This window comes from Nonomuraea mesophila (assembly GCF_004352805.1).
GTDB lineage: Bacteria > Actinomycetota > Actinomycetes > Streptosporangiales > Streptosporangiaceae > Nonomuraea > Nonomuraea longispora.
Map to the genome: position 1 here is coordinate 18,742 of NZ_SMLD01000027.1, position 23,267 is coordinate 42,008.

At 71.5% G+C, this 23,267-nt stretch carries 21 protein-coding genes; 7 read left to right on the forward strand and 14 right to left on the reverse strand.

The genetic code is table 11. The features are described from left to right. The first annotated feature begins 49 nt into the window (after positions 1 to 49). Positions 50 to 319: a TFIIB-type zinc ribbon-containing protein gene (locus tag E1295_RS13230; RefSeq protein ID WP_132630561.1), complete on the forward strand. Its 270-nt coding sequence runs from the start codon at positions 50 to 52 to the stop codon at positions 317 to 319. Positions 320 to 467: 148 nt separating this feature from the next. Here the strand turns inward: E1295_RS13230 and E1295_RS13235 are convergent, their stop codons facing one another. The 3 genes from E1295_RS13235 to E1295_RS13245 form a co-directional block, all read right to left on the reverse strand. After that, a complete protein-coding gene (locus E1295_RS13235) occupies positions 468 to 1,448 on the reverse strand; it encodes a hypothetical protein (RefSeq protein ID WP_132630562.1) in 981 nt (326 codons plus the stop codon). Positions 1,449 to 1,485: 37 nt separating this feature from the next. Continuing rightward, positions 1,486 to 3,090 carry an ABC-F family ATP-binding cassette domain-containing protein gene (locus E1295_RS13240; protein WP_132630563.1) on the reverse strand — a complete coding sequence of 535 codons (1,605 nt, stop codon included), beginning with the start codon at positions 3,088 to 3,090 and terminating at the stop codon, positions 1,486 to 1,488. A 243-nt stretch (positions 3,091 to 3,333) separates the two neighbouring features. Further along, positions 3,334 to 3,855 carry a CGNR zinc finger domain-containing protein gene (locus E1295_RS13245; protein ID WP_132630564.1) on the reverse strand — a complete coding sequence of 174 codons (522 nt, stop codon included), beginning with the start codon at positions 3,853 to 3,855 and terminating at the stop codon, positions 3,334 to 3,336. Between the two features lie 25 nt (positions 3,856 to 3,880). Here E1295_RS13245 and E1295_RS48655 point away from each other — a divergent pair, with 25 nt between their 5' ends. From E1295_RS48655 to E1295_RS13255, 3 genes are read left to right on the forward strand one after another with little or no spacing between them, the layout of a single operon-like run. Further along, positions 3,881 to 4,054 (forward strand): hypothetical protein, encoded by a 174-nt coding sequence (locus E1295_RS48655; RefSeq protein WP_166427204.1) that lies wholly within the window; start codon positions 3,881 to 3,883, stop codon positions 4,052 to 4,054. Positions 4,055 to 4,104: 50 nt separating this feature from the next. After that, positions 4,105 to 5,880 (forward strand): AMP-dependent synthetase/ligase, encoded by a 1,776-nt coding sequence (locus tag E1295_RS13250; RefSeq protein WP_132630565.1) that lies wholly within the window; start codon positions 4,105 to 4,107, stop codon positions 5,878 to 5,880. After that, on the forward strand, positions 5,877 to 6,308 hold the full coding sequence (locus tag E1295_RS13255; protein ID WP_132630566.1) for an acyl-CoA thioesterase: 432 nt from the start codon (positions 5,877 to 5,879) through the stop codon (positions 6,306 to 6,308). Before E1295_RS13250 ends, E1295_RS13255 begins: the two co-directional genes overlap by 4 nt. Here the strand turns inward: E1295_RS13255 and E1295_RS48660 are convergent. Together E1295_RS48660 and E1295_RS13260 are read right to left on the reverse strand one after the other, a co-directional pair. Beyond that, positions 6,292 to 6,438, reverse strand: a complete 147-nt coding sequence (locus E1295_RS48660; RefSeq protein WP_166427205.1) for a hypothetical protein — start codon at positions 6,436 to 6,438, stop codon at positions 6,292 to 6,294. The two genes, E1295_RS13255 and E1295_RS48660, sit on opposite strands and share 17 nt — an antisense overlap. 150 nt (positions 6,439 to 6,588) lie before the next feature. After that, complete coding sequence (locus E1295_RS13260; protein WP_132630567.1) at positions 6,589 to 7,209, reverse strand: TetR/AcrR family transcriptional regulator; 621 nt, start codon at positions 7,207 to 7,209, stop codon at positions 6,589 to 6,591. 101 nt (positions 7,210 to 7,310) lie between these two features. Here E1295_RS13260 and E1295_RS13265 point away from each other — a divergent pair, with 101 nt between their 5' ends. Beyond that, on the forward strand, positions 7,311 to 7,751 hold the full coding sequence (locus E1295_RS13265; protein ID WP_166427206.1) for a YbaB/EbfC family nucleoid-associated protein: 441 nt from the start codon (positions 7,311 to 7,313) through the stop codon (positions 7,749 to 7,751). Positions 7,752 to 7,771: 20 nt separating this feature from the next. On the opposite strand, the gene E1295_RS13270 is transcribed toward E1295_RS13265, so the two are convergent. From E1295_RS13270 to meaB, 4 genes are all read right to left on the reverse strand, one after another. After that, positions 7,772 to 8,359 carry a hypothetical protein gene (locus tag E1295_RS13270; RefSeq protein ID WP_132630569.1) on the reverse strand — a complete coding sequence of 196 codons (588 nt, stop codon included), beginning with the start codon at positions 8,357 to 8,359 and terminating at the stop codon, positions 7,772 to 7,774. An 85-nt stretch (positions 8,360 to 8,444) separates the two neighbouring features. Continuing rightward, positions 8,445 to 8,774 carry a hypothetical protein gene (locus E1295_RS13275; protein WP_132630570.1) on the reverse strand — a complete coding sequence of 110 codons (330 nt, stop codon included), beginning with the start codon at positions 8,772 to 8,774 and terminating at the stop codon, positions 8,445 to 8,447. A gap of 172 nt (positions 8,775 to 8,946) precedes the next feature. Next, on the reverse strand, positions 8,947 to 9,138 hold the full coding sequence (locus tag E1295_RS13280; RefSeq protein ID WP_132630571.1) for a hypothetical protein: 192 nt from the start codon (positions 9,136 to 9,138) through the stop codon (positions 8,947 to 8,949). Further along, a complete protein-coding gene (gene meaB, locus E1295_RS13285; protein ID WP_132630572.1) occupies positions 9,135 to 10,094 on the reverse strand; it encodes a methylmalonyl Co-A mutase-associated GTPase MeaB in 960 nt (319 codons plus the stop codon). Before meaB ends, E1295_RS13280 begins: the two co-directional genes overlap by 4 nt. 111 nt (positions 10,095 to 10,205) lie before the next feature. Between meaB and E1295_RS13290 the strand changes: the two genes are divergently transcribed. Next, positions 10,206 to 12,896, forward strand: a complete 2,691-nt coding sequence (locus E1295_RS13290; RefSeq protein WP_132630573.1) for a serine/threonine-protein kinase — start codon at positions 10,206 to 10,208, stop codon at positions 12,894 to 12,896. A gap of 2 nt (positions 12,897 to 12,898) precedes the next feature. Here the strand turns inward: E1295_RS13290 and scpA are convergent, their stop codons facing one another. The 5 genes from scpA to E1295_RS13320 form a co-directional block, all read right to left on the reverse strand. Continuing rightward, on the reverse strand, positions 12,899 to 15,046 hold the full coding sequence (gene scpA, locus E1295_RS13295; protein ID WP_132630574.1) for a methylmalonyl-CoA mutase: 2,148 nt from the start codon (positions 15,044 to 15,046) through the stop codon (positions 12,899 to 12,901). Continuing rightward, positions 15,043 to 16,791, reverse strand: a complete 1,749-nt coding sequence (locus E1295_RS13300; RefSeq protein ID WP_132630575.1) for a methylmalonyl-CoA mutase family protein — start codon at positions 16,789 to 16,791, stop codon at positions 15,043 to 15,045. Before E1295_RS13300 ends, scpA begins: the two co-directional genes overlap by 4 nt. Before the next feature lie 60 nt (positions 16,792 to 16,851). Next, on the reverse strand, positions 16,852 to 18,723 hold the full coding sequence (locus E1295_RS50850; protein ID WP_246080014.1) for a peptidoglycan-binding protein: 1,872 nt from the start codon (positions 18,721 to 18,723) through the stop codon (positions 16,852 to 16,854). Positions 18,724 to 18,805: 82 nt separating this feature from the next. Continuing rightward, on the reverse strand, positions 18,806 to 19,744 hold the full coding sequence (gene mtnA / locus E1295_RS13315; protein WP_132630576.1) for an S-methyl-5-thioribose-1-phosphate isomerase: 939 nt from the start codon (positions 19,742 to 19,744) through the stop codon (positions 18,806 to 18,808). Positions 19,745 to 19,776: 32 nt separating this feature from the next. Beyond that, on the reverse strand, positions 19,777 to 21,642 hold the full coding sequence (locus tag E1295_RS13320; RefSeq protein ID WP_132630577.1) for a CASTOR/POLLUX-related putative ion channel: 1,866 nt from the start codon (positions 21,640 to 21,642) through the stop codon (positions 19,777 to 19,779). A 120-nt stretch (positions 21,643 to 21,762) separates the two neighbouring features. On the opposite strand from E1295_RS13320, the gene E1295_RS50855 reads away from it, so the two are divergent. After that, complete coding sequence (locus E1295_RS50855) at positions 21,763 to 23,241, forward strand: serine/threonine-protein kinase (protein ID WP_246080015.1); 1,479 nt, start codon at positions 21,763 to 21,765, stop codon at positions 23,239 to 23,241. Positions 23,242 to 23,267 lie beyond the last annotated feature (26 nt).

A 23,267-nucleotide genomic window follows, 5' to 3' on the forward strand; every position in this document is an offset into this window, starting at 1 on the left:
CGAGATAGGTTTCAGCCTGGAGACCTCACAGTCAAGGAGAGCGACTTAGATGCAATGCCCTAAGTGCCGCGGAAGCATGCGGACCTATGAGCGCAACGGCGTCCACATCGAGCAGTGCGACAACTGCCGTGGGATTTTCCTCGACTACGGCGAGCTCGAGACGCTGACCCGGATGGAGACGCAGTTCCACTCCGCTCCGCCTCCCGCCCCCGGTCACGGTCCCGGTCCCGGCCCCGCGTGGGGCGCGCCGCACGGCGGCCACTACGGGCACAAGGGCCACCGCCAGCGCAGCTGGGTGGGCATGCTGTTCTCCAGCTGACGCTCGCACCGGCAGGTCGAGGGCCGCGCACCGGCGGGGTGCGCGGCCTTCGCGGCCTCTCGGGGCTCCGGCGCGGCCTCTAGAGAGGCTCTTGTCGCCGCCCGTCGCCGCCCGTCGCCGCCCGTCGCCGCCCGGGGGCCGCGCGGGTTCAGCCGGGGAAGTCGTCCGGGTCCACCGGGGAGGTGCGGGCGTTGCCTCCGGAGATGGCGTGCAGGGTGACCCGCCAGTCGTGCCAGCGGACCTGCGTCGCGGTGTAGGTCGTCCTGAACTTCACCGACTTCTGGAACCTCTCGAAGCTGCAGTCGCGGGTGAACGCCTTGCGTTTGCCGTCCCAGTCCACGCCGTGCGTGAAGTAGATCCGGTACGTGCCGTCGCGCACGCCCCGCACCTTGAACCGCGCGTTCTTGCGCACGTAGACGCTGAACGCCTTGCTGCCGCCCCGCACGGCGGTGACCACCGCGTCGCGGTCTCCGCCGTTGTCGATCTCCAGCGAGCTGCGGCCGTTGAGCGTGCTCCTGCGCACGTACGAGCCGTTGCGCAGCCGCCTGCTCTGCTTCTTCTTGACCGTCACGCCGACGACGTCGGCCTTGTAGTCCCCGGCGCTCTCCAGGGCCTCCCCGGCTTCGTCGAGCCGGTCCAGCGTGTCGTCGAGGTCGGTGAACACGGCCGAGGAGGTGCACAGGTCCCGGCCGCCGACCTTGTCGCCGGTGGAGGCCAGCGCGGCGGCGACGGCGCGTAAACCGGCGACATAGGCGTCGTGCTGGGCGCGTACGGACTCGGGCGGGGTGAGGCCGGCCAGCTGGTCGGCGCCGTCGCTCAGGGCGGACCGGGCGCGGCCGAGCTTCTGGTCGAGCGACTTGAGCCCGCGCGCGCCCGCCAGGGCGTCGAGCGCGGCGCGCATCGTCTTACGCTCGCCGCCGAGCTCGTCCTTGTACGCCTCGGGCGTCAGTGCGGTCGCGCTGGGGGCGGCGGGTGTGCCGCCGCTGACCGAGGGAGCGCCGTCCTGGCCGCCGGCCACACCGGTGACCTTGCTCTCGCCCCCTGTGGGCGAGGCCGGGCCGGCCGAGCACGCGCCGAGTGTGAGCGTTGTCAGGGCGAGAACGCAGGGGATCAACCGCGGTGCTGCCACCTGCCACACTATCGCCCGGTTGATCCCCGAACGTCAATCACGTTTCCGCCAGTCCGGCCTCCCTGTCCTGGTGCAGCCAGCGGGTGATCCCGAGCGTCTCCAGGAACGGCACGTCGTGACTGGCCACGATGAGCGCCCCCCGGTAGGCCGACAGCGCCTGCGCGAGCTGGGCGGCGCTGGCCATGTCGAGGTTGTTGGTCGGCTCGTCGAGCAGGAGCAGCTGCGGCGGCGGCTCGGCCGACAGCAGCGCGGCCAGCGTCGCGCGGAAGCGTTCGCCGCCCGAGAGCGTGCCTGCCGCCTGATTGGCCCGATCGCCCCTGAAAAGGAAGCGCGCCAGGCGGGCGCGTACCTCGTTCACCGAGGCGGAGGGGGCGGCGGCGCGCACGTTGTCCACCACGCTCAGCGAGTCGTCGAGCAGGTCGAGCCGCTGCGGCAGGTAGCGCACGGGCACGTGGGCGCCGTGCGCCAGGATGCGCCTGAGCAGCGTGGTCTTGCCCGAGCCGTTGCGCCCGAGCAGCGCGATGCGCTCCGGCCCGCGCACGACCAGGGTCTCCAGCACGCCCTCCTGCGCGTCCTCCTGCGCGGGGGGTGCGGCTCCGGGCGGCGGGCCGAGCGGCAGGGTCAGCACCGTACGGCCGGCCGGCACCTCCGTGCCCGGCAACTCGATGCGGATCTCCGCGTCGTCGCGCACCGACTGCTCGGCCTCGCTCAGCCGCTCGCGGGCCTCCTCCAGCTTCTCCAGGTGCAGGGTGCGCTGCTTGCCCGCGCTGACCTGGGCCTTGCGCTTGAGCCCGTTCGCGACGATCTTCGGCACCTTCTTGTTCTCGAACGCCTTCCTGCCCGCGCGCAGCCCCCTGTCGATCCTGGTGCGGGCCTCGACGAGCTCGCGCTGCTGCCGTCTCACCTCGCCTTCGGCGGTGCGCACCGTACGTTCGGCCGCCTCCTGCTCGGCGGCGACCTGCTCCTCGTAGGCGCTCACGTTGCCGCCGTACATGCGTACGGCGCCGTCGCGCAGCTCGGCGACCTGGTCGACGAGCTCCAGCAGCGCCCGGTCGTGGCTGACGAGCAGCAGCACGCCCTGCCAAGCCGACACGGCGGCGTAGAGCCGCCGCCTCGCCTCGAGGTCGAGGTTGTTGGTGGGCTCGTCGAGCAGCAGCACGTCGGGCCGTTTCAGCAGCTGGGCGGCGAGCGCGACCATGACGGTCTCGCCGCCGGACAGCGTGCCGACGGTGCGGTCCAGGCCGATGTGGCCGAGGCCGAGCCGGTCGAGCTCGGCCCGCGCACGTTCCTCGACGTCCCAGTCGTCGCCGACCGCGGCGAAGTGCTCCTCGGCCACGTCGCCGCTCTCGATGGCGTGCAGCGCCGCCCGGGTCGCGCTGATCTCCAGCAGGTCGGACACGGTACGGCCGGCCACGAGCGGCAGGTTCTGCGGCAGGTATCCCACCTCGCCCGTGAGGGAGACGGACCCGGACTGCGGGGCCAGCTCACCGGCGATGATTTTGATCAGCGTGGACTTGCCTGATCCGTTGAGCCCGATAAGCCCCGTACGCCCCGCCGGGAACGCGGCGTCGAGCCGGTCGAGCACCTTGCTGCCGTCGGGCCAGGCGAAGGAGACATGATCGATGACCAGCGAGAAAGACATAAAGGCGGCTCCCCATCACAAACGTCGAAATGTCATGACGTGGCGGGAAATCACCGCATAGACGCGCAACCCAGGGGAACTCGTACGGAGTCCGCGATCGAGGCGAGGATGTCGCCTGAGGTCAGGTGTGCGCGCGGCGCCCAGGACAGGGCGGAACGGCGCGGTGCCCGCGACCTCAGATCCTCACGTCGGCTGCCCTCACGGATCGGCGACAGAACGACGGAAGTGTATGCGACGTGCAGATCACCTGGCAAGGCTGCGCGCCCGGTGCGCCGCGACGTTCACCCTGTTGGCGCAGGCCGGCGTGCAGAACCGGCGGCGCCCGTTGCGCGAGGTGTCGACGTAGACGACACCGCAGCCGTCCCTGCCGCAGCGCCCCAGCCGCCGGCCGCCGGCGAACGACATGGCCATGGCCAGCCCACCGGCGGTGGTGTCCTTCGCCCTGGCCACGATGTCGGCGTCCACCGAGAAGAAGTGCAGGTGGGGCTCGCGGCCGTCGTGGGCGCTCACGTACGGCTTGGACGCGGTCACGTCGAGCAGCCCGTTGACCAGCCTGATCTGGGTGTCCTGGTCGAGCTCGCCGAACACCGGGTCGAGCCGGCGGGCCCACGCCCGCAGTTCCCCGGCCTCGTCCGGGGTGACGGCGGCGCGCAGCAGGCGGTGCTCGGTGAGCATCGCCTCGACCGCCGCCGGGCTGAAGTCGGTCGCGTTGACCAGCGCCGCCGCGAGGGCCGCCCCGTTGCCGCCGTAAGCGTTGAAATGCATAAGGCCATTACATCAGGTTGGAATCATGCACTCAGCAGATCTGCACGACCCTCTCGCCCTGACTCTCGTCTCCTCCCATCGCACGTCCGAGGGCCTGGTCTCCTACCTGAGGTGCGCCTGCGGCGTCTGGGAGGTACGGACTTCGCGCATGGTCGCGACCTCCGCCTCCGGAGGACCGTCGATCAAGACCATCGACTGAGACACCGCCGTGGTCCTAGAGTCGGCCACACACCCTCCAGGAGGTCAGGCATGTCCAGCATTCCGTCCTTGCTGCGCGACAGGATCACGGCGACCCCCGACGCCGAGGCGTACCGGGTGCCCTCCGACGAGGGCTGGAGCTCACTGTCATGGCGGGAGGTGGGCGAGCGGGTCCGCGGCCTGGCTCTGGGGCTCGCCCGGCTCGGCGCCGGGCCCGGCACCCGCGTGTCGATCCTCTGCTCCACCCGGCTCGAATGGATCCTGGCCGACCTGGCGGTGTTGTCCACCGGGGCGGCCACGACGACGATCTACCCGTCCAACACGGCCGAGGAGTCGGCGTTCGTCATCACCGACTCGGGCAGCACGATCGTCATCGCGGAGAACGACGACCAGGTCGCCAAGATCAGATCCGTGCGGAAGGAACTGCCCGACGTCGCCCACGTCGTGGTGATCGACGGCTCGCCGGGCGACGACGGCTGGGTGATCACGTTCGGCTCGCTGACCGAAGGCACACCCGACGCCGGGGGCGGCTACGACGACATGGTCGACGCCATCGCCCAGGACGACCTGGCCACGCTCATCTACACCTCCGGCACCACCGGCCGGCCCAAGGGCGTGGAGCTGACGCACGACAACTGGCTCTACGCGGCCGGCGCCGTACGCGAGATCAACCTGATCTCCGAGGCCGACCTGCACTTTTTGTGGCTGCCGCTGTCGCACTCGTTCGGCAAGCTGCTGGAGGTGGTGATGATCGACGCCGGCGTGCCCACGGCGATCGACGGCCGCCTCGACAAGATCGCCGACAACCTGGGCGAGCTGCGGCCGACGGTCATGGCGGCCGCGCCGCGCATCTTCGAGAAGATCCACAACACGGTCGTGGCCAACGTGCGGCGCGAGGGCGGCGTGAAGGCCCCCATCTTCGCCTGGGCGAAGCGGACGGGCATCAGGGTCGTACGTGCCCGCCAGCGCGGGGTCTCCGTCCCGATCACCACCAGGATCGAGTACGCCCTCGCCGACCGCCTGGTCTTCGCCAAGCTCCGCGACCGGTTCGGCGGCCGGATCCGCTTCTTCATCTCGGGCGCCGCCCCGCTGTCGCAGGACATCGCCGAGTTCTTCGACGCGGCCGGCCTGACGATCCTCGAGGGGTACGGCCTGACGGAGTCGTCGGCGGGCAGCTTCCTCAACCGTCCCGGCTCGGTGCGGTTCGGGACGGTCGGGCAGCCGTTCCCCGGCACCCAGGTCCGCATCGCCGACGACGGCGAGATCCTGATCGGCGGGCGCGGCATCATGCGCGGCTACCACGGCCTGCCGGAGGAGACGGAGGCGGCGCTGAAGGACGGCTGGCTGCACACCGGCGACATCGGCGAGCTCGACGAGGCCGGGCGGCTGCTCATCACCGACCGCAAGAAGGAGCTGATCAAGACGTCGGGCGGGAAATACGTCGCGCCGACCTATCTGGAGGGCCGGATCAAGGCGGCCTGCCCGTACGCCTCGCACGTGTTCGTGCACGGCGACCGGCGCAACTACGTGACGGCGCTGGTCACCCTCGACATGGACGTCGTCGGACCGTGGGCGCAGGCCGAGTCGCTGCCGGCGGACCCGCGCGAGCTGCGCGAGCACCCCCGCGTGCGCGCGGAGGTCGAGAAGGCGATCGAGCAGGTCAACGCCGGCCAGGCGAGCTACGCGACGGTCAAGAAGTTCGCGATCCTGGCGGAGGACTTCACGGTGGAGACGGGTGAGCTGACGGCCAGCCTCAAGATCAGGCGCAAGGTGGTGGAGGAGCGTCACGGCGACGTCCTCGACTCCTTCTACGACTCGCCGGCATGATCTCCCACCTCCCGGTGCGCCCGCGGCACTGCGACGCCCAGGCCATGATGCACGCGATTCGCTACTACGAGTTCTTCGAGGACGCGTTCCTCGACTGGCTGGACGCCAGGGGCGGCTACGGGCGGCTCCGGGAGGGCGGGGCCGACCTGGTGATCAGGGCGAGTGGCTGTGAGCACCACTCCCCCGCCCGCCTGGGCGACGTGCTGGCCGTGGAGAGCGCTCCGGCCAGGGTCGGCACCACGTCCCTCACGATGAGGTTCACGATGCGACGGGAGGGCGATCCCGCACGCGGCCCGGCAGGCGGCCCGGCAGGCGGCCCGGCAGGCGGCCCGGCAGGCGGCCTCGTGGCGATCGGCACGATCACGTACGTGTGCGTGGCGGGCGGCCGGGCCGCCCCGCTGCCGGAGCTGCTCACAACACCCGCTTGACCCCGGGCAGCGACCGCACCGCGTAGGCCAGGGCCCAGCACGCCGGCAGCGCGATGGCGAGCATGATGGCGAACTTGACGATGGCGATCGCCTCGATCGGCCGCAGCGCGTAGCCGAGGGCGACCAGCACGAGCGGGTGGATGATGTAGACGGTGAAGGCATGGTCGGACAGGAATCTGCCGCGCGGGTGACGGCCACGTGGTGGGCGACGACCAGCACGGTCAGCACGATCCTCAGGTTGTCGACCGCGTGGAGGCGGTCGCCGGCCTGAGCTCGGTCTTCATGAGCTGCATGCCCTTTCGAAGATGTCGGCCAGTTCCCTGGCGTGTGCGTCGAGGTCGTGGCCGGGATGGGCGACCCAGTAGGCGAACATGTTGTCGATGGCGGAGGACTGCGTGACGGCCATGACCCGGCGGTCGAAGGGCCGGAACTCTCCGCTCTGCTGGCCCAGCGCGTAGATCCCTTCCAGCCCGCGGAAGATCTCCTCGTTGGCCTTGATCCCGTAGCGCGGGCGCCCGCCGGCGTCCCGGAGGTTGGCGAAGATCTCGCCCAGCGCCGCCAGCTGGGTGCGGTGGCCGCGCATGTGCTCGGCGACGCCCAGGACGTACGCCCTGAGCAGGTCGCCGGCCGAGCTCAGGCCCTGCATCCTGGCCGCCACGGCTTCGGCGACGAGGCCGTACGCCCGCTCGACCACCTCCACCATCAGCTCGTCCTTGCCGGCGAAGTGGTAGGAGATGACGCCCTTGCTGATGCCCGCGTGCTGGGCGATGCGCGCCAGCGAGGCCTGGGCGAACCCGACCTCGGCGATCACCTCCACGGCGGACGCGACGATCTGGGCACGCCTGGCCTCCTCGATGAAGGAGCGGCGCTTCTGGCCGTCCGACTCATTTTCTGACCGCATGGCCAAAATCTAGTACATGCGGCTAATCGCCTACCGTCCGGACAGGCCACGTGACAATGTGACATGTGCTATTACCGATCATGCAGACCGGAAGGACTCCGATGGAGAGCCCGCTCGGCAACTTCGCGCACATCGATGTCGAGGCGTTACTGCGAGATTCCCGCAAACGCGCGGCCGCCTTCGAAGCCGCACAGAAAGAGGTGGCAGCGGCGGTCGGCCGGGCCACGGCGGCCAACGGCCACATCGTGGTCGAGTGCACCGCGCAGGGCGGCGTGACCCGGCTCGAGATCGATCCGCGCGCGAAGCGGATGAGCGTCAAAGACATGTCGGCAGCGATTCTCGCCGCTCTCCGTAAGGCCGACGCCGACCTCCAGCGCCAGGTGTCCACGATCATGGGCGACTCGTTCGGCGGCATGGATGATGCCATGGCCGACCCGGACACCGCGCTGGCGAAGGTCGCCGAGGCGCAACAGGCGTTCGACGGGATGATGAGCGACGCCATGGGCGAGCTCGATCGCCTGCGCAAGAAACTCGGTCACTGAGGGACGTCACCGCGGGGCGGTCAGGTGGCCGCAGCGTGCCTTGCCGCCCCGTCGGACGGTTTGAGTCCGTCGGTGAGGGTGATCTCCGCCGCGATGGCGCCGGCGGTCGCCAGGCCGAGCCCTGCTCCGGCTGTGACGAGAAGATCCTTCAGCCGTTGGGTCCCGTGCTCGATGGACCTCCCCGCCGAATACGCTTGGAGCTGGCCGTACATGTGCCCTCCCGGCCCCATGAGCAGGGACCTCATCGTGATCGCGGACAATATTGCCGCCTGCGCGAAGTGAAGGTACTGACCTACCGTCTGAATGTTGGCGACCCACCTCAAGATGGTCGAAACGTCTCGCGCGGAGTCGGCCGCGGTGTCGGACGCCACACGGTAGGTACCGATACGCTCTCCGTAGAGTTCACGCTCCGGCGCCTGCCAGTTGCCCTGGGGAACGGTGTCGTGCTGCTGCTGCGCCGTCCGGCCCGCGGTGTAGACGCCCTCGCCGAGGGCACTCCAGCCGTCCGCTGCCTTGTGCACCCTCTGCGGATCGGTCGGCAGCGTCAGCCCGTATGAGAGCACCGTGTGTCGCAGACCCGGGAAGACGGCCGCGCTGAACGTCAGCATGCCGAGGGTGAGGTACTGCAGATCTCTCAGGTCGACGCTCCCGTCGATGGGCGTCCACGAGCTCGGACCACCCGGGGTGGGGATCTCAAATCCGCCGGACATGCTCTTCGTTCCCCGCTTCCGCGCTCTCGTTGTTATGGGCGGTCAGGTGCAGCCCATCCCGGTGCTCGTACAGGCCGTCCACGGTGCTGCGGACCGTCTGCTCGGCGTAGCCGACGATGGTGTCGTGCTGGAGCGCGAAGGGGGCGCCGAGCACGCCCATGGCGAACGCTCCTATGCGCATGCCCTCGGGCAGGCGACCTGCCGCCTCCAGGTGTGACACCGGAGAGGTGCCGTCGCGCTCGTCAGTGAGAGCGTCGCCCAACCCTCTGATCGACGTCGGATGATGGATACGTGGCACTTCGTCGCCTGACAACACCTACTCCTCGTACACGTACGATGACTGTTTGGGCAGCAATAGTAACGACCTGGTACGAGAAGTGCACGGGGTAGTGGTGGCATGCTCGTGGCTGCTCGACGGGGTCGCAAGCCGGCGGCTTCCACGACGCCGTTCGCGCCGTCGGGCCGGGGGTCAGAGACGCCGGGGGTCAGAAACGCAGCCAGTCGATGCGGCCGTACCAGGTGCCGCCGGAGGCGAGGTGGTCGGCTACGGCTCTCTCCAGGCGGGTGCGGCGCGGCAGCCGGGCCGGGTCCGCGAAGTCCGCGCCGAAGACGAACGGCACCGTCTCGGCGTTGTCGAACCTGTACGGCCTGGCCAGCCCAATACCGCCGGAGGTCACGGACGCTTGAACACCGACAGCAGGCGGTCGGCCGCGAGCGCGGGCGTGAGGTCGCCCGCGAGCACGTCGCGCTCCACCTCCTCGGTGATCGCCGCGACCCCGGGATCGTGGCGCAGCTCCGCCAGCAGCCGGTCCTGCACCAGGGTCCAGGTCCACCGCACCAGTTGACGCCGGCGCTTGGCGGGCAGGTCGATCGCCTGCTCGTGGGCCAGGATCTGGTGCCACAACTTGTCCAGCCCGTCACCGGTGAGGGCGCTGCAGGTGAGCACGGGCGGCGGCGGCGAGTCGGAGCGGAGCATGCGCAGCGCTCCCGCCAGCTCGCGCGCGGCCTTCCTGGCGGGGAGCTCGTGTTCCCCGTCGGCCTTGTTGACCGCGATCACGTCGGCCAGCTCCAGCACACCCTTCTTGATGCCCTGGAGCTGGTCGCCGGTCCGCGCCAGCGTGAGCAGCAGGAACGTGTCGACCATGTCGGCGACGGCGGTCTCCGACTGGCCGACCCCGACCGTCTCGACCAGGACGACGTCGAACCCGGCCGCCTCCACCACCACCATGGCCTCCCTGGTCGCCTTGGCGACGCCGCCGAGGGTGCCGGAGGTGGGCGAGGGGCGGATGAAGGCCGAGGGGTCGGCCGACAGCCGGGCCATGCGGGTCTTGTCGCCGAGAATGCTGCCGCCCGTCCTGGTGGAGGAGGGGTCCACGGCCAGCACCGCCACCTTGTGGCCCTCGCCGGTGAGCATGGTGCCGAAGGCGTCGATGAACGTCGACTTGCCCACCCCCGGCACACCGGAGACGCCCACCCTGCGCGCGTGCCCCGCCTGCGGGGTCAGCTCGACGAGCAGGCGTTGGGCCAGGGCCATGTGGTCGGCTCTGGTCGACTCGACGAGCGTGATCGCCCGGCCGATCCACGTACGCGAGCCGGCGCGTACGCCGCGGGCGTAGTCCTCCAGCGAGTGCACCCGACTTACCCCTTTCTTCCCAGTTGATCAGCCTAATGTCTTACAAGGCTTGACATTTGCCAGTAGGGTGCTGGAGTTCTGATCTCAGCCGTCACAGGAGTCACTCCCCTCATGCCCAACGTCGAACCCCTTCACGAGGGCGACCCGGCAGCGGTGGGGCCGTACCGGCTGGTCGGGCGGCTCGGCGCGGGCGGGCACGGCGTCGTCTACCTCGGCCAGGCACGCAACGGAACCCCCGTCGCCGTCAAAGCGTTGCGCGAGGGCATCGTCATGGGCGGCCGGCTGGTCAAGGACGTCGCCACCGCGCGCATGGTCCAGCCCTTCTGCATCGCACGGGTGCTCGACGCGTCGACCAGCGGCAGGGCGTACATCGTGTCGGAGTACGTGGACGGGCCCTCGCTCGAACAGGCGGGCCGGCACACCGGCGTGGACCTGCAGCGCCTCGCCGTGGCGACCGCCACCGCGCTGGACGCGATCCACCAGGCCGGCCTGATCCACGGGGACTTCAAACCGGCGAACGTGCTGCTCGGGCCCGAGGGGCCGAAGGTGGTGGACTTCGGCATCGCGGCGGCGCTCGGGTCGGGCATGAAGGCGACCAGCACCATTGTCGGGACGCCCGCGTACATGGCTCCCGAGCAACTCGCGGGCAGGCCGGTGGGCGCGCCCTCGGACGTGTTCGCGTGGGCGTCGGTGATCGTGTTCGCGACCACGGGGGTGCCGCCGTTCGGCGATGACTCCCTGCCCGTGGTGATCAACCGCATCGTGAACGAAGAGCCGGAGATCGGCGAGCTGCCACGGCCGCTGCGGGAGGTCGTGCCGGCCTGCCTGACCAAGGACCCGTCGGCCCGCCCCCCGATCCGCGACGTCCTGCTCCACCTGACCGCGCCCCAGCGCAAGGGCAGACCCGCCACCCAGAGCATCCCCTCCGCTCAAGCCGCCGCCTCTCCGCGTGGTTCCGCTCCCCAAGACGCCGGTTCCTCGCGTGGTTCCGCCGCCTCTCAAGACGCCGCCTCTCAAGACGCCGCCTCTCAAGACGCCGCCTCCCCGCACAGTGGTCCTGCCCCTCATGGTGGCGCCTCCCCGCAGGGTGCGCCCGTCCCCGTGGCGGAGGGCGGGCCGCAGACTCCCGCGTACGACGCGCCGTACCAGACGCCGGTGCCTCAGCCCGCAAGCCGGCCGGCCGCGAACGACACCCCGGACTGGCTCTGGGAGCAGACACCTGAGCCGGCCTCCGCCGAACCCGCACCGGGCCCCGGCGGGTCGACGGCCGCCCGGCAGGGGCCCGGCCAGGCGTATGGCGAGACGTCCGGGCAGGCGTATGGCGAGGCTCCTGGGCAGGCGCGGCCCGAGGCGGCCGGGTCCCCGGCTTGGCAGCGCACCGACGATTCCGCAGCCTGGCAGCAGACCGCCGACCAGACCCTCGATCAGGACGTGTCCACGCCCCTCGGCAGAGTGGTCGGTGAGCCCCTGCCCAGGCGCAGGACCAGATCGCCACAGCAGGGTGCGGCGTCCGGGGACTCCGGTTACCACCAGGGTCCCGGGCAGGCCGCGTACCCGTCGCATGAAGCCCATCCGGGCGGCGGCCCGCACGGACCCGGCCACGAGATCCAGGATGCGCATCCAGGCCCGGCGCAGGCAGGCCCGCAGGCAGGCCCGCAGGCAGGCCACGCGCAGGGACGCCTCGCTCAGCCGGCTCAGCCGGTCGACGCGCAGAGCGGCCTCGCAGAGGCGGGCCCCGGGCAGACGGGTCCCGAGCAGGCTGATCACGGACAGGCAGGTCGCGGACAGGCAGGTCGCGGACAGGCAGGTCACGGACAGGCAGGTCACGGGCAGGACGGGTCGCCGCTTCAGGCGTTGTTCGATCTGTCGCAGCCGGTCGAGTCGCCGTCCGCGCACGACGCTCGGCCGCCGTTCGGGCAGGACAGCCCGCCCGAGGCGTCCGCCGGGTTCGGAGCGCCGCCCGGGGCGCAGGACGAGGGCCACAGCCGGTACGGCGGGCAGGCGCCCGAGGTGCCGGCCTGGTCGGAGCCGCCCGCTCCGTTCGCCGCCAGGCAGGGCCTCGACTCGGCGCCGTTCGAGTCCCAGCCGTACGCCTCCGCGTCTCCGCACACGCCCGAGCCGACACACCTCGAGCCGACACACCCCGAGCCGACGCACCTTGAGTCGACGCAATCGGTGCCGGCCGCGCAGTCCTCGGCGCTCGTCGATGCCCTGGTCGCCGGCGGGAGAACGGCCGAGGCCGCGCCGCCGCCGCGCAAACGGCGTACGGCGAAGAAAGTGCTCATCGCCTCCGTCTCCGGCGTGTGCGTGCTCGCCCTCGGCGGCGCCATCGTGTGGCTCACCCCCACCACGCCCACCCAGAAGGCGACGCGGCTCGCCGTCGCCAGCAATGCGCCGACGGCCTCCCCGTCCGCCACCACGACCCAGCGGCAGCGGCGCAGCCGTAACGCCGAGCCCCAGCCCGACGAGTCGACCGGCACCGGCCGCGCCACGAAGGGGCGGTTGAGACTGCTCTACGTGCGGGCCGGGGGCACGAGGAACGGCGACTGCTGGGCCGGAGGCGAGGCGACGCTCCAGGCGCTGGTCGAGCGGACCGGCGGCGCGGTGAGGTTCGACTACACCTGGTACGTCGACGGTTCCGCCGTGGGCCGCGCGAAGGCGGGCATCTCGCGGAACGGCCGGCGTTATCTGGCCGCGCCGCGCACCCTGACGAGCTCGGGCGGCGTCCACAAGGTCACGTTGCGGATCACCTCTCCCCTCACCACCCAGCGGACCGTCTCCGTCACCATGTGCCCGGTGTAGCCCTATGGACGCCTCCTCAGCTGGTCGATGAGATCGAGGGCGGCGTCGGCGATCACGGTGCCCGGCGGGAAGATCGCGGCGGCGCCGGCGGCCCGCAGCGCGTCGTGGTCGTCCGGCGGGATGACGCCGCCGACCACGATCATGGTCTCGCCGGCGTCGTGGGCGGCGAGGGCCTCGCGCAGCGCGGGCACCAGCGTGAGGTGGCCCGCCGCCAGCGACGACACGCCCACGATGTGCACGTCGGCCTCGACCGCCTGCCTGGCGACCTCTTCCGGCGTCTGGAACAGCGGGCCGACGTCGACGTCGAAGCCCAGGTCGGCGAAGGCCGTGGCGATCACCTTCTGGCCGCGGTCGTGACCGTCCTGGCCCATCTTGGCGACCAGGATGCGCGGGCGGCGTCCTTCCGCGCGCTCGAAGTCGGCGCAGGCTTGGCGGGCGCGTTCGATGGCGTCGGAGGGGCCTGACTCGTCGCGGTACACGCCTGAGATGGTACGGACCTGCTCGGCGTGCCTGCCGAAGACCCGCTCCAGCGCATCGGAGATCTCGCCCACGGTGGCCTTGGCGCGGGCGGCGTCGACGGCCAGCTTGAGCAGGTTGTGCTCCAGACCGGGCGCGGGGTTGTCGGCGGCCTTGGTGAGCGCGTTGAGCGCGTGCTGGACGTCGGGCTCGTGGCGTTCGGCCCGGAGCCTGGCGAGCTTGTCGAGCTGCTGGGCGCGTACGGAGCTGTTGTCGACCTTGAGCACCTCGATGTCCTCGTCGCCGGTCGCGCGGTATTTGTTCACGCCGATGACGGGCTGGCGGCCCGAGTCGATGCGGGCCTGGGTGCGGGCGGCCGCCTCCTCGATGCGCAGTTTGGGCAGGCCCGCCTCGATGGCCCTGGCCATGCCGCCGGCGGACTCGACCTCCTGGATGTGCTCCCAGGCCCGTGCGGCGAGGTCGTGGGTGAGGCGTTCGACGTAGTAGGAGCCGCCCCAGGGGTCGATCACCTGGGTGGTGCCCGACTCCTGCTGCAGCAGGAGCTGGGTGTTGCGGGCGATGCGGGCGGAGAAGTCGGTGGGCAGGGCGAGGGCCTCGTCCAGGGCGTTGGTGTGCAGCGACTGGGTGTGGCCCTGGGTGGCGGCCATGGCCTCGACGCAGGTGCGGGCGACGTTGTTGTAGACGTCCTGCGCGGTCAGGGACCAGCCGGAGGTCTGGCTGTGCGTACGCAGGCTCAGCGATTTCGGGTTCTGGGCGCCGAATCCGGAGACGAGTTTCGCCCACAACAACCGGGCGGCGCGCAGTTTGGCGACCTCCATGAAGAAGTTCATGCCGATGCACCAGAAGAACGACAGGCGCGGCGCGAACCGGTCGATGTCCATGCCCGCGTCGACCCCGGCCCGCAGGTATTCGACGCCGTCGGCCAGCGTGTAGGCCAGCTCCAGGTCACAGGTGGCGCCGGCCTCCTGGATGTGGTAGCCAGAAATGCTGATCGAATTGAATTTCGGCATCTTCTCGCTCGTATACGCGAAAATATCCGAAATAATTCGCATCGACGGCGCCGGGGGATAAATGTAGGTGTTGCGTACCATGAACTCTTTGAGGATGTCGTTCTGGATCGTCCCCGCGAGCTGCTCCGGCGCGACACCCTGTTCCTCGGCCGCCACGATGTACAGCGCGAGAACGGGCAGCACGGCGCCGTTCATGGTCATCGACACCGACATGCGGTCGAGCGGGATCCCGTCGAACAACTGCCGCATGTCGTAGATGGAGTCGATCGCCACCCCCGCCATGCCCACGTCGCCGGCGACGCGAGGGTGGTCGGAGTCGTAGCCCCGGTGCGTGGCCAGGTCGAACGCCACCGACAGGCCCTTCTGCCCCGCGGCGAGGTTGCGGCGGTAGAAGGCGTTGGAGTCCTCGGCCGTGGAGAAGCCCGCATACTGGCGGATCGTCCACGGCTGGTTGACGTACATCGTGGGGTACGGGCCGCGCAGGTAGGGGGCCGCGCCGGGATAGGTGCCCAGGAAGTCGAGACCGTCGAGGTCGCCGGCGGTGTAGAGCGGCTTGACCTCGATGCCCTCGGGCGTCTCCCACACCTCTTCCGACGGCTCGGGGGCGTCCGTCGCCGGCTTGGGCCCGCCGTCGAGCGGGATGCCGGAGAAGTCCGGGATCATCGGGTCACCTCCAGGTCGTCGAAGGTCGTGCGGAGCACGGCCAGCGCGTCACAGCCCGCGTGCAGGGTGGCGTCCACGCCGTCGTAGTCTCCCTTCCCCGCCAGCCACACCTTCTTCGCCCCCGCCTTGCGCAGGGCGGCGGCGACGGCCGTGGCGTGCTGGGCGTACAGCTTGTCGCTCGAGCACAGGCAGGCGACCGTCGTGCCGCTGACGGCGAACGCGGTGGCGATCTGCTCGGGGTCGGTGCCCGGGCCCGCGGTCTCGGTCCGCAGGCCGCCCGCCTGGAACAGGTTCGCCGCGAACGCCGCCCTGGCGGTGTGGACGGCCACGGGGCCGATCGTGGCGAGGAACACCTTGGGCCGTTCGGCCTGCGCGTCGGCCAGGTCGCGCAGTTCCTCGAAGGGTTCGGCGTAGCGCACCCGGGGCAGCGCCGTGCTCCCGCCGTCGTCCGGTGCGGGTGTGCCGGAGGCCGGGCCGGGGCGGAGGGGTTTCTCGTTGAGGTCGGGATATTCGCTCACGCCCGTGATGGGCAGGCGCCGGTGGGCGATGTCGTCGGCGCGGCGGGCACGGGTGGCGGCGATCCGCTCGGACACCAGTCCGGCCGCCGCCGTGATCCCTCCGGCCGCCTCGATCTCCTGGAACCAGTCCCACGCCCGCTCGGCCAGGTCGGCGGTGCGGCGTTCGACGTACCAGGAGCCGCCCGCGGGGTCGATCACCCGCCCCGCACCCGACTCCTCGAGCAGCAGCGCCTGCGTGTTGCGGGCGATGCGGCGGGAGAAGGCGTCCGGTGGCCGCAGGCGGGCGTCGAACGGCCGGACCGTGACCGCCTCGGCTCCGCCCACGCCGGCGGCGAAGCAGGCGAGCGTGGTGCGCAGCATGTTGACCCAGGGGTCGCGGGCCGTCATCATGGCCGCGCTCGTCACGGCGTGCTGCGCCTGGCCTCCGTACCCGGCCGCGCCGCAGACCTCGGCGATCCTGGCCCAGAGCCGGCGTGCCGCGCGCAGCTTGGCGATGGTGGCGAACTGGTCGGCGGTGGCGGCGTACCGGAACTCGATCTGCCCCAGCGCCTCCTCGACGGAGAGCCCGCCTCCGGTGAGCGCCCGCAACTCGGCGACGCCCTGCGCCATCGAGCAGCCCAGTTCCTCGGCGTCGCTCCCGCCGGCGTCGTGGTAGGGCGTCGCGTCGGCGACGACGGCCCGCAGCCCGGGGAAGTCCGCGAGGCAGCGCCGCGCCAGACGGGCGCCGAGCTCGCCGGAGGCCCCCAGATTGCCGCTGAGCGGGGTGCCGCGGGCGGCGGCGAGCCCGAACAACGCCTGCGCGGCCTCCTCCGCCTGCTCACCGGCCTCCAGCACGACGGGCGCCAGGTCGAGATAGACGTCCTTCAGCATCGTGCCCAGCTCGCCCACCGGGACGGCGTCCGGCCCGACGACCAGCCACAGCGAGGTGACGCCGTTCTCCAGGTCGGCCAGCACGGCCTCGGGGTCGGCCACGGTGTGCCGCTGCCGCACGTCCCACCCGGCCACGGCCCTGGCCCCGCGCACGTAAGGGGCCGCCCCTGGCAGGCCCGGATCGCCGGGCAGGTCGCCGGCGTCGTAGAGCGGCGCGACCGTCACCCCGTCGTAGGTCAGGGTGGACAGCGCCTCCTCGGGAGAGTCCGCCTCGATCCCGGATTTGCGCAGGACCGCCACCGCCAGCGCCCGCCAGTCGTCGCGCGACACAGGCGCGAACCCCGCTGCCAGTTCCATGTTCGGATAGTAGGCGGAAGGCCGCGAACCCAGTAACCCAGGGTCCACCCCTACACGAGATCAGCTGGTCGGGGCCTCCCACGTCAGCCGCCACGTGACCGGGCCCACGATCCCGTCGTCGTCGATCCCCTGCACGCGCTGGAAACTGCGGCACACGTCACGCGACTCGGGGCCGTACGCGCCGTCCACGTCGAGGTCCCAGCCTCGTTCGCGCATCTGCGCCTGCCACATGCGTACGTCATCGCCGCGCGTCACCGGCGGATACCGCAGCAGCCGCCCGGGGAACTCCGGCGCCGAGGGAGGCTGCGTGGGAGGCGGCGCGGGCGTGTCGCCGGGACGCGGGGCGCCGCGCCTGACCCAGGCGTAGAGCGGGTCGCCGGGGCAGTCGGTGGCGTAGCCGTCGCGGTGCCCCTTGATCTCCTTGCCGGCGCGACCACGGGTGCGCAGGTGCTCGATCGCGTCGAGGACGGCGTGCAGGACGCCGTCGGGCGGCTGGATGAGCCCCGTGCTGCCCACCAGCCCGAGCACGGCGTAGTGGCCGGAGTTGAGCCCCGGGCCGTTGGCGGCGGGCAGATGGTGCGGCCCGCGCCCCTGGAACACCTTGCGGTGCGGGCAGGCGATCATGGTGTTGCCGGTGAAGTACACGGTGCCGTCCCTGCGCGCCAGCCAGCTCTGGTTCTCGGTCCTCGGGCACCAGATCCGGCCGTCGTACGTCTCCTTCCTGATGGTGAAACCCGCGTCGCCGCCCCGCGCGGCCGGTCGCGGCACGACGTGCCGCCGGCCGCCGACGGAGACCCTCCACCCGCCCGTGGCGTTGCCGCCCGCCGGCGGCACCCGGTGCAGCGACGCCTCCGACCCCGACAGCAGCACGGCGAACATGAACGCCTCCGCCGCCGTACGGCCCTCGCGCACGAACCCGTCCGGCCCGTCCCCGCCCGCCAGGCAGGTCGCCACGTACAGGTCGAGCTGGGCCCTGGTCAGGCAGAGGAGGAAGCCGGGCGCTGGCACCCCGCCGGGCGCCGCCTCCAGCAGCAGCCGGCCCGCGCGGGCCCGCAGACGGAACCCGGCGCGACCGCCCGAGATCGTCTCCCGCCACGCCCCGCCCCGGTGCAGCCGATCGGCGGGAGGGCCGAGGAGCGCGTGGAGCGCGGCGCGGATGCGCATGAGGTGCGCCTCGTCGTCCGGCGGCCGGTGGATCGCGACACCGCCACCGGCACGGTCGGCGTCCCAGGCGCGGTCGGCGGCCCCGGCACGGTCGGCGGCCCCGGCCGTGCAGAACCACGCGACCAGTTCGACGAAGGCGTCGGACCATTTCGGCTCGGCCGGCAGGTCGGCGCAGGGAGCGGCGATCGTGATGCGGTCGTCGCCGGCGATGGTCTCGGTGGTGACCCACTGGCGCTCACGCACGGTGAGCGTACGGCCCGCCCTCGCGGCGGGCAGCCACGTCGCGCCCTGCCCCGTCCATCGCAGGGAGCCGGGCACGTGGCGGCGGCGCTCCACCGGCCAGCGGTGATGGGGCGTGGTCAAGGAGGAGTGACCGGGGCCGCTCATGCGGATCATCTCCCGCTCGCGCGCGGGGAACACGCACACCTCCAGCACGGGCTGCCACACCGACATGCCGGTGTCGTGGTCGAGGGTGAGCACGATGTCGCCGGGACGCAGCTCGCGCCAGGACCGCCAGCCCTGCCGGGTGAGGATCTCGGTCTCCTCGTCCACGCAGTAGCCGATGTCGATCCAGCCGTTGCCGTCCATGTGGTGGCCCTGGATGGAACGTACCAAGGCCGTGCAGACCTGGTGGTCGGAGACGATGCCGGGGTCGACCCTGCCGCCGGTGTAGTGGACCTTCACGCCTTTGGTGGAGTCGAGCTGCGTGTAGTCGCCGCGGGGGGTGCGAGCGTTCCAGTCGCGCCTTGGTACCAGGTCGATGGCCACAGGTGAGCTCCGGGGGTCGCTGTCGGTGACGACCGAGCGTAACGCGGGTGGCGCGGGCAGGTCTGGGAGATGGGGGATTTGGTCAGGGGCGGATGACCCGCTGGTCCGTCACGATCGCGGTGATGAGGTCGTGCGGTGTCACGTCGAACGCCGGGTTCGCCGCGCGGGTGCCCTCCGGGGCCACGCGCACCCCTCTGAAGGCAAGGATCTCGTCCTCGTCGCGGTCCTCGATCGCGATGTGCTCGCCCGACGGGGTGTCCTGGTCGATCGTGGACTCGGGCGCGACCACCACGAACGGCACCCCGGCGCGTTCGGCGCCGAGCGCGAGCGCGTACGAGCCGATCTTGTTGGCGGTGTCGCCGTTGGCGGCGATGCGGTCGGCGCCGATGAGCACCGCGTCCACCTCGCCCCTGGCCAGCAGGTAGGGGCCCGCGGAGTCGGCGACGAGCCGGTGCGGCGCGCCCATCCTGGCCAGCTCCCACGTGGTGAGCCGGGCGCCCTGCAGCAGGGGGCGGGTCTCCAGCGCCAGCACCTCGGCCAGCCGCCCGCGCTCGTGCAGCGTCTGGACGACGCCCAGCGCGGTGCCGCGTTCGACGGCGGCGAGCCCGCCGGTGTTGCACACGGTCATGATCCGCAGCCGGTCGCCGTCGAGGAGGTCGGCGCCGCGCTCCCCCATGGCCCTGCAGGCGGCGAGGTCGTCGTCGCGGACGCGCAGCGCGGCGGCGAGCACCGCGCCGGGGCCCTCGGGCAGGTGCTCGGCGACCTGGTCCACGCCCCACGCGAGGTTGACGGCGGTGGGCCTCGCGGCGCGGAGTCTGGCGATCAGGCCGGGGTCGCCGTCGGCCAGCACCACGCCCAGCGCCCCGGCCACGCCGAGCGCGGGGGCGCCGCGCACCGCCAGCCGCCTGATGGCGTCGACGAGCTCGTCCACGGTGTGGATGCGCAGCATCACGCACTTGTCGGGCAGGAGAGTCTGGTCCACGAGCTCGACAGCGCCGTCCACCCAGTCAATGGTCCTCACGGGGCACACGGTAACCCACGGCGGCGTGGAGGTCAGCGTTCGGCGAGCACGATCACCGAGTCCGCCTCCTCCAGGACGATGGGCTCCGTCTTGTCCGGGTTGAGGACGATGCCGTAGTGCGGGGGGTCGTTCCTCGCCGTGTTCTTGCGGTAGCCGATGGCCGTCTCGCCCCTGCGCCTGGCGGACTCCACGACCGTGGAGAAGGAGACCTTCGCCCCCGTCCTGATGTACGAGGCGGCGGGGCGCGGGTAGATCTCCGAGCCGCGCGAGTCGAACAGGTAGGCGAACACGTCCGCCAGGTGCCGGTTCTCGGCGAGCTGGGCGAGGAGCAGGCCGATGACGGTGTCGCTGATGACGATGTCGTCGGCCTGGGTGACCTCGGCCAGCGAGCGGTTGTTCTCGTCGTGCATCTCGCTGACGATCGAGTAGCGCTCGCCGAGCACCTTCTGCATGTCGCGGAGCTGCAGCAGCGTCATGAGCGTGCGCGTGTCGGAGTGGCGCGGGTCGAAACGGTCGTCGCTGAGCACGATGACGTGCTGGAAGAGGCCGACGCCGAGCGATTCGAGCGCGTAGCGGTCGGTGGTGTCGCAGTCCTTGACGTTGACGGTGAGGTTGCGCAGGCCGGCCAGGCCTGTGCCGGCCTTGGGGTGGTCGGAGGCGATCTCCAGGACCGCGCCGGGGGCGACGTACCCGTCGAGGTAGCGGACGATCTGCTCGGCCCTGCCGTTCCAGTTGAGCAGCAGCGTGCGCTCCGGCTCGGCGGGCGGGGACTCGGCCTCCACGATGGCGCCGTCCTCGATGGACGGCATGCCGGCGGCGAGCCGTACGTGGGAGTCGTCGTGCGCGATGACGACGACCTGGTCGTGGGCGTTGATGACGGTGTCGCCCGGCGGGTTCAGCACGACGCCGGACGGCCGGCGCAGGCCGATCAGGGAGGCGGTCTGGTACGCGTGCAGCGCCTCGCCGTACGTGACGCCGACGAGCTTCTTCGGGGTGCGCAGGTAGATCTCGCCGCCGTCGAAGTTGAGCAGGTCCATGCAGACCACGGACATGCCGGACTGACGCGAGGACTGCACGATGAGCCGGGAGGCGGTGTCGTCGGAGTCGACCAGGTGCACCTCGTCCCCGCCGGCCAGGCGGGCGGCGGCCATGTTGCGGCTGGAGGCCAGCGCCGCGACGGCCGGCGGGTGCACGCCCTCGCGCTTGGCCAGCGCGAGCAGGATCTTGATGACGTGGGCGTCGGGGTCCTCGCGCTCGGGCGAGAGCACGACGACGGAGCGGGCCGCCCCCAGGTTCATCAGGTCGAGGTCGTGCGGCTCGGTGGGGCGCCCGGTGCGGCAGACGATGCGCGTTTTCCCCAGGTCCCCGGCCTGCTCGCGAATCTGCTCTTCCATCTCCGGTTTGTCCTGCTCCGCCAGGATGGCGATCACCGAGCTGCGCTCGCTGGCCTGCGCCTTGGCCAGCTCGGCCACGATCGTGGAGATCTGGTCGGACCAGCCGAGCACCACCGTGTGGCCGGACTCGACGATCCGCGAACGGCCCTTGCGCAGGCGGTCGACCTTCTGCTTGAGCCCGTTGGAGAGCAGACCGACGAGCATGCTGACGATGAAGATGCCGCCGAGCGAGCCGGCGAACATCACCGTCATGTAGGCCGTCGAACCTTCGTCGCTGGAGATCTTGCCGGGGCTGAGCGCGTGCATGAGCGCGAGCCAGAGCACGTGTCCAGGACCGGTCACGCCCTCCGGCTCGTTGGGCGCGAGCCAGAGCGTCAGCACCGTGACCACGACGATGAGCGCGAGCGACACCAGGGCCAGCCAGCCGATCAGCGACGCCGTTCCCCTGGTCATGGTGTTGTCGAACCAGTACCGCGCCCGTTCGCGGACCGTGATCTTCGACACTTCCCCTGATACCTCCGCCTAAGGAGTGATTTGACCAACGGTCCAAGGTACCGGGCGATCTTGGCTTTCGCATGGCGAAGGGATCTTTGCCGCGTGCTGGACGACGGTAACGTATCGCCCATGGTGACCCCCCTGACACCGGACGACCCGGCCTCACTGGGCGACTACCGCCTGGCCGGCCGGCTCGGCGAGGGCGGTCAGGGCGTGGTCTACCTCGCCCACTCCGCCTCCGGAGAGCAGGTCGCCGTCAAGCTGCTCGGCACCGGCGACCCCGAGACCAGGGCCAGGCTCGCGCGGGAGCTCGACGCCCTGGCGGGCATCGCCTCCTTCTGCACGGCGCGGGTGCTCGACGTCTCCACCAGCGGCCCGCGTCCCTACGTGGTCAGCGAGTACGTCGACGGCCCCTCCCTGTCCGACCGGGTACGCGATCGCGGCCCGCTGCGCGGCGGCGACCTGGAACGCCTGGCGGTGGGCACGGCCACGGCGCTGGCCGCCATCCACGCGGCCGGGATCGTGCACCGGGACTTCAAACCGTCCAACGTGCTGCTCGGTCCCGACGGACCCCGGGTGGTCGACTTCGGCATCGCCAGGGCGGAGGGGGCGGCGACCATGACCTCCGGCCTGATCGGCACGCCCGCCTACCTGGCACCCGAGCAGATCAACGGCACGCCCGCGACCGCGGCCTCCGACGTCTTCGCGTGGGCGGCCTCCATGGTGTTCGCCGCCACGGGCACGAGCCCGTTCGGGGCCGACACGGTCCCCGCCGTGCTGCACCGGGTGCTCCACGCGGAGCCGGACCTGTCACCGCTGCCGCCGCGCCTGCGCGAGCCGATCGCGTCCTGCCTGTCGAAGGACCCCGCGCGCCGGCCCTCGGCGCAGCAGCTCATGGTGTCCCTCGTCTCCACCGGGCCCACCACCGGCCCTGCCACCGGGCCGCGGGGCGGCGGGGAGGACACCCGCGAGACCTCGGGCGCCCGTAAACGCGGGTGGCTGATCGGCGCGACGGCGGTCGCGGTCGCCCTGGCCGCGGCCACGACCACGGCCCTGTTCACCGACGGCGCGCCGTTCGTGACGGGTGACCGCTCTCCCACGGCCGCCCCTCCCACGAGCTCGCAGGCCGCCGGCACCCCCTCGCCGACCGGCCCGTCGGACTCGCCGTCACCGGACGCCTCCCCCACCGGGTCCGAGCCCACAGCGTCCGAACCCACAGCGTCCGAACCCACAGCGTCCGAACCCACAGGGTCCGAGCAGCCCGGCCGAAACCTGAAGATCCCGGCCCGCTTCGAGGGCGACTGGAGGGGCCGCACCACCAGCACCAACCCGATGGACCCCGACGACAACGAGAACAGGGTGGAGCTGAGGGAGGGCGAGTCCACCGCCAAGTGGTCGGAACGTGACGGCGACGACGACTGCAGGGGCACCATCACGCTGACCGAGGTGGCGCAGAGCCGGCTGACGTTCGCCCTCGGCCAGAACGAGGGCGGCTGCGTCCCCGGCACCATCGTGCTGGAGCTGCGGGGCGACTCGCTCATCTACACCTGGCGCGACGTTCCCGGCCTCGGTCTCATCACGCAGACGGGTACGCTCGACAAGGAATGAGCACCGTACCTCCAGGAAACCGTTCG

Bases quoted from the DNA above. Each gene is read 5' to 3' on its own strand.
- E1295_RS13240 (WP_132630563.1), bottom strand. From the start codon at position 3,090: ATGTCTTTCTCGCTGGTCATCGATCATGTCTCCTTCGCCTGGCCCGAC.
- E1295_RS13270 (WP_132630569.1), bottom strand. From the start codon at position 8,359: ATGCTGACGTTCAGCGCGGCCGTCTTCCCGGGTCTGCGACACACGGTG.
- scpA (WP_132630574.1), bottom strand. From the start codon at position 15,046: ATGATCCCGGACTTCTCCGGCATCCCGCTCGACGGCGGGCCCAAGCCG.
- E1295_RS48655 (WP_166427204.1), top strand. From the start codon at position 3,881: ATGCACTCAGCAGATCTGCACGACCCTCTCGCCCTGACTCTCGTCTCC.
- E1295_RS13250 (WP_132630565.1), top strand. From the start codon at position 4,105: ATGTCCAGCATTCCGTCCTTGCTGCGCGACAGGATCACGGCGACCCCC.
- E1295_RS13300 (WP_132630575.1), bottom strand. From the start codon at position 16,791: ATGGAACTGGCAGCGGGGTTCGCGCCTGTGTCGCGCGACGACTGGCGG.
- E1295_RS13255 (WP_132630566.1), top strand. From the start codon at position 5,877: ATGATCTCCCACCTCCCGGTGCGCCCGCGGCACTGCGACGCCCAGGCC.
- E1295_RS50855 (WP_246080015.1), top strand. From the start codon at position 21,763: ATGGTGACCCCCCTGACACCGGACGACCCGGCCTCACTGGGCGACTAC.
- E1295_RS13245 (WP_132630564.1), bottom strand. From the start codon at position 3,855: ATGCATTTCAACGCTTACGGCGGCAACGGGGCGGCCCTCGCGGCGGCG.
- E1295_RS13290 (WP_132630573.1), top strand. From the start codon at position 10,206: ATGCCCAACGTCGAACCCCTTCACGAGGGCGACCCGGCAGCGGTGGGG.
- E1295_RS13260 (WP_132630567.1), bottom strand. From the start codon at position 7,209: ATGCGGTCAGAAAATGAGTCGGACGGCCAGAAGCGCCGCTCCTTCATC.
- E1295_RS13230 (WP_132630561.1), top strand. From the start codon at position 50: ATGCAATGCCCTAAGTGCCGCGGAAGCATGCGGACCTATGAGCGCAAC.
- E1295_RS13265 (WP_166427206.1), top strand. From the start codon at position 7,311: ATGGAGAGCCCGCTCGGCAACTTCGCGCACATCGATGTCGAGGCGTTA.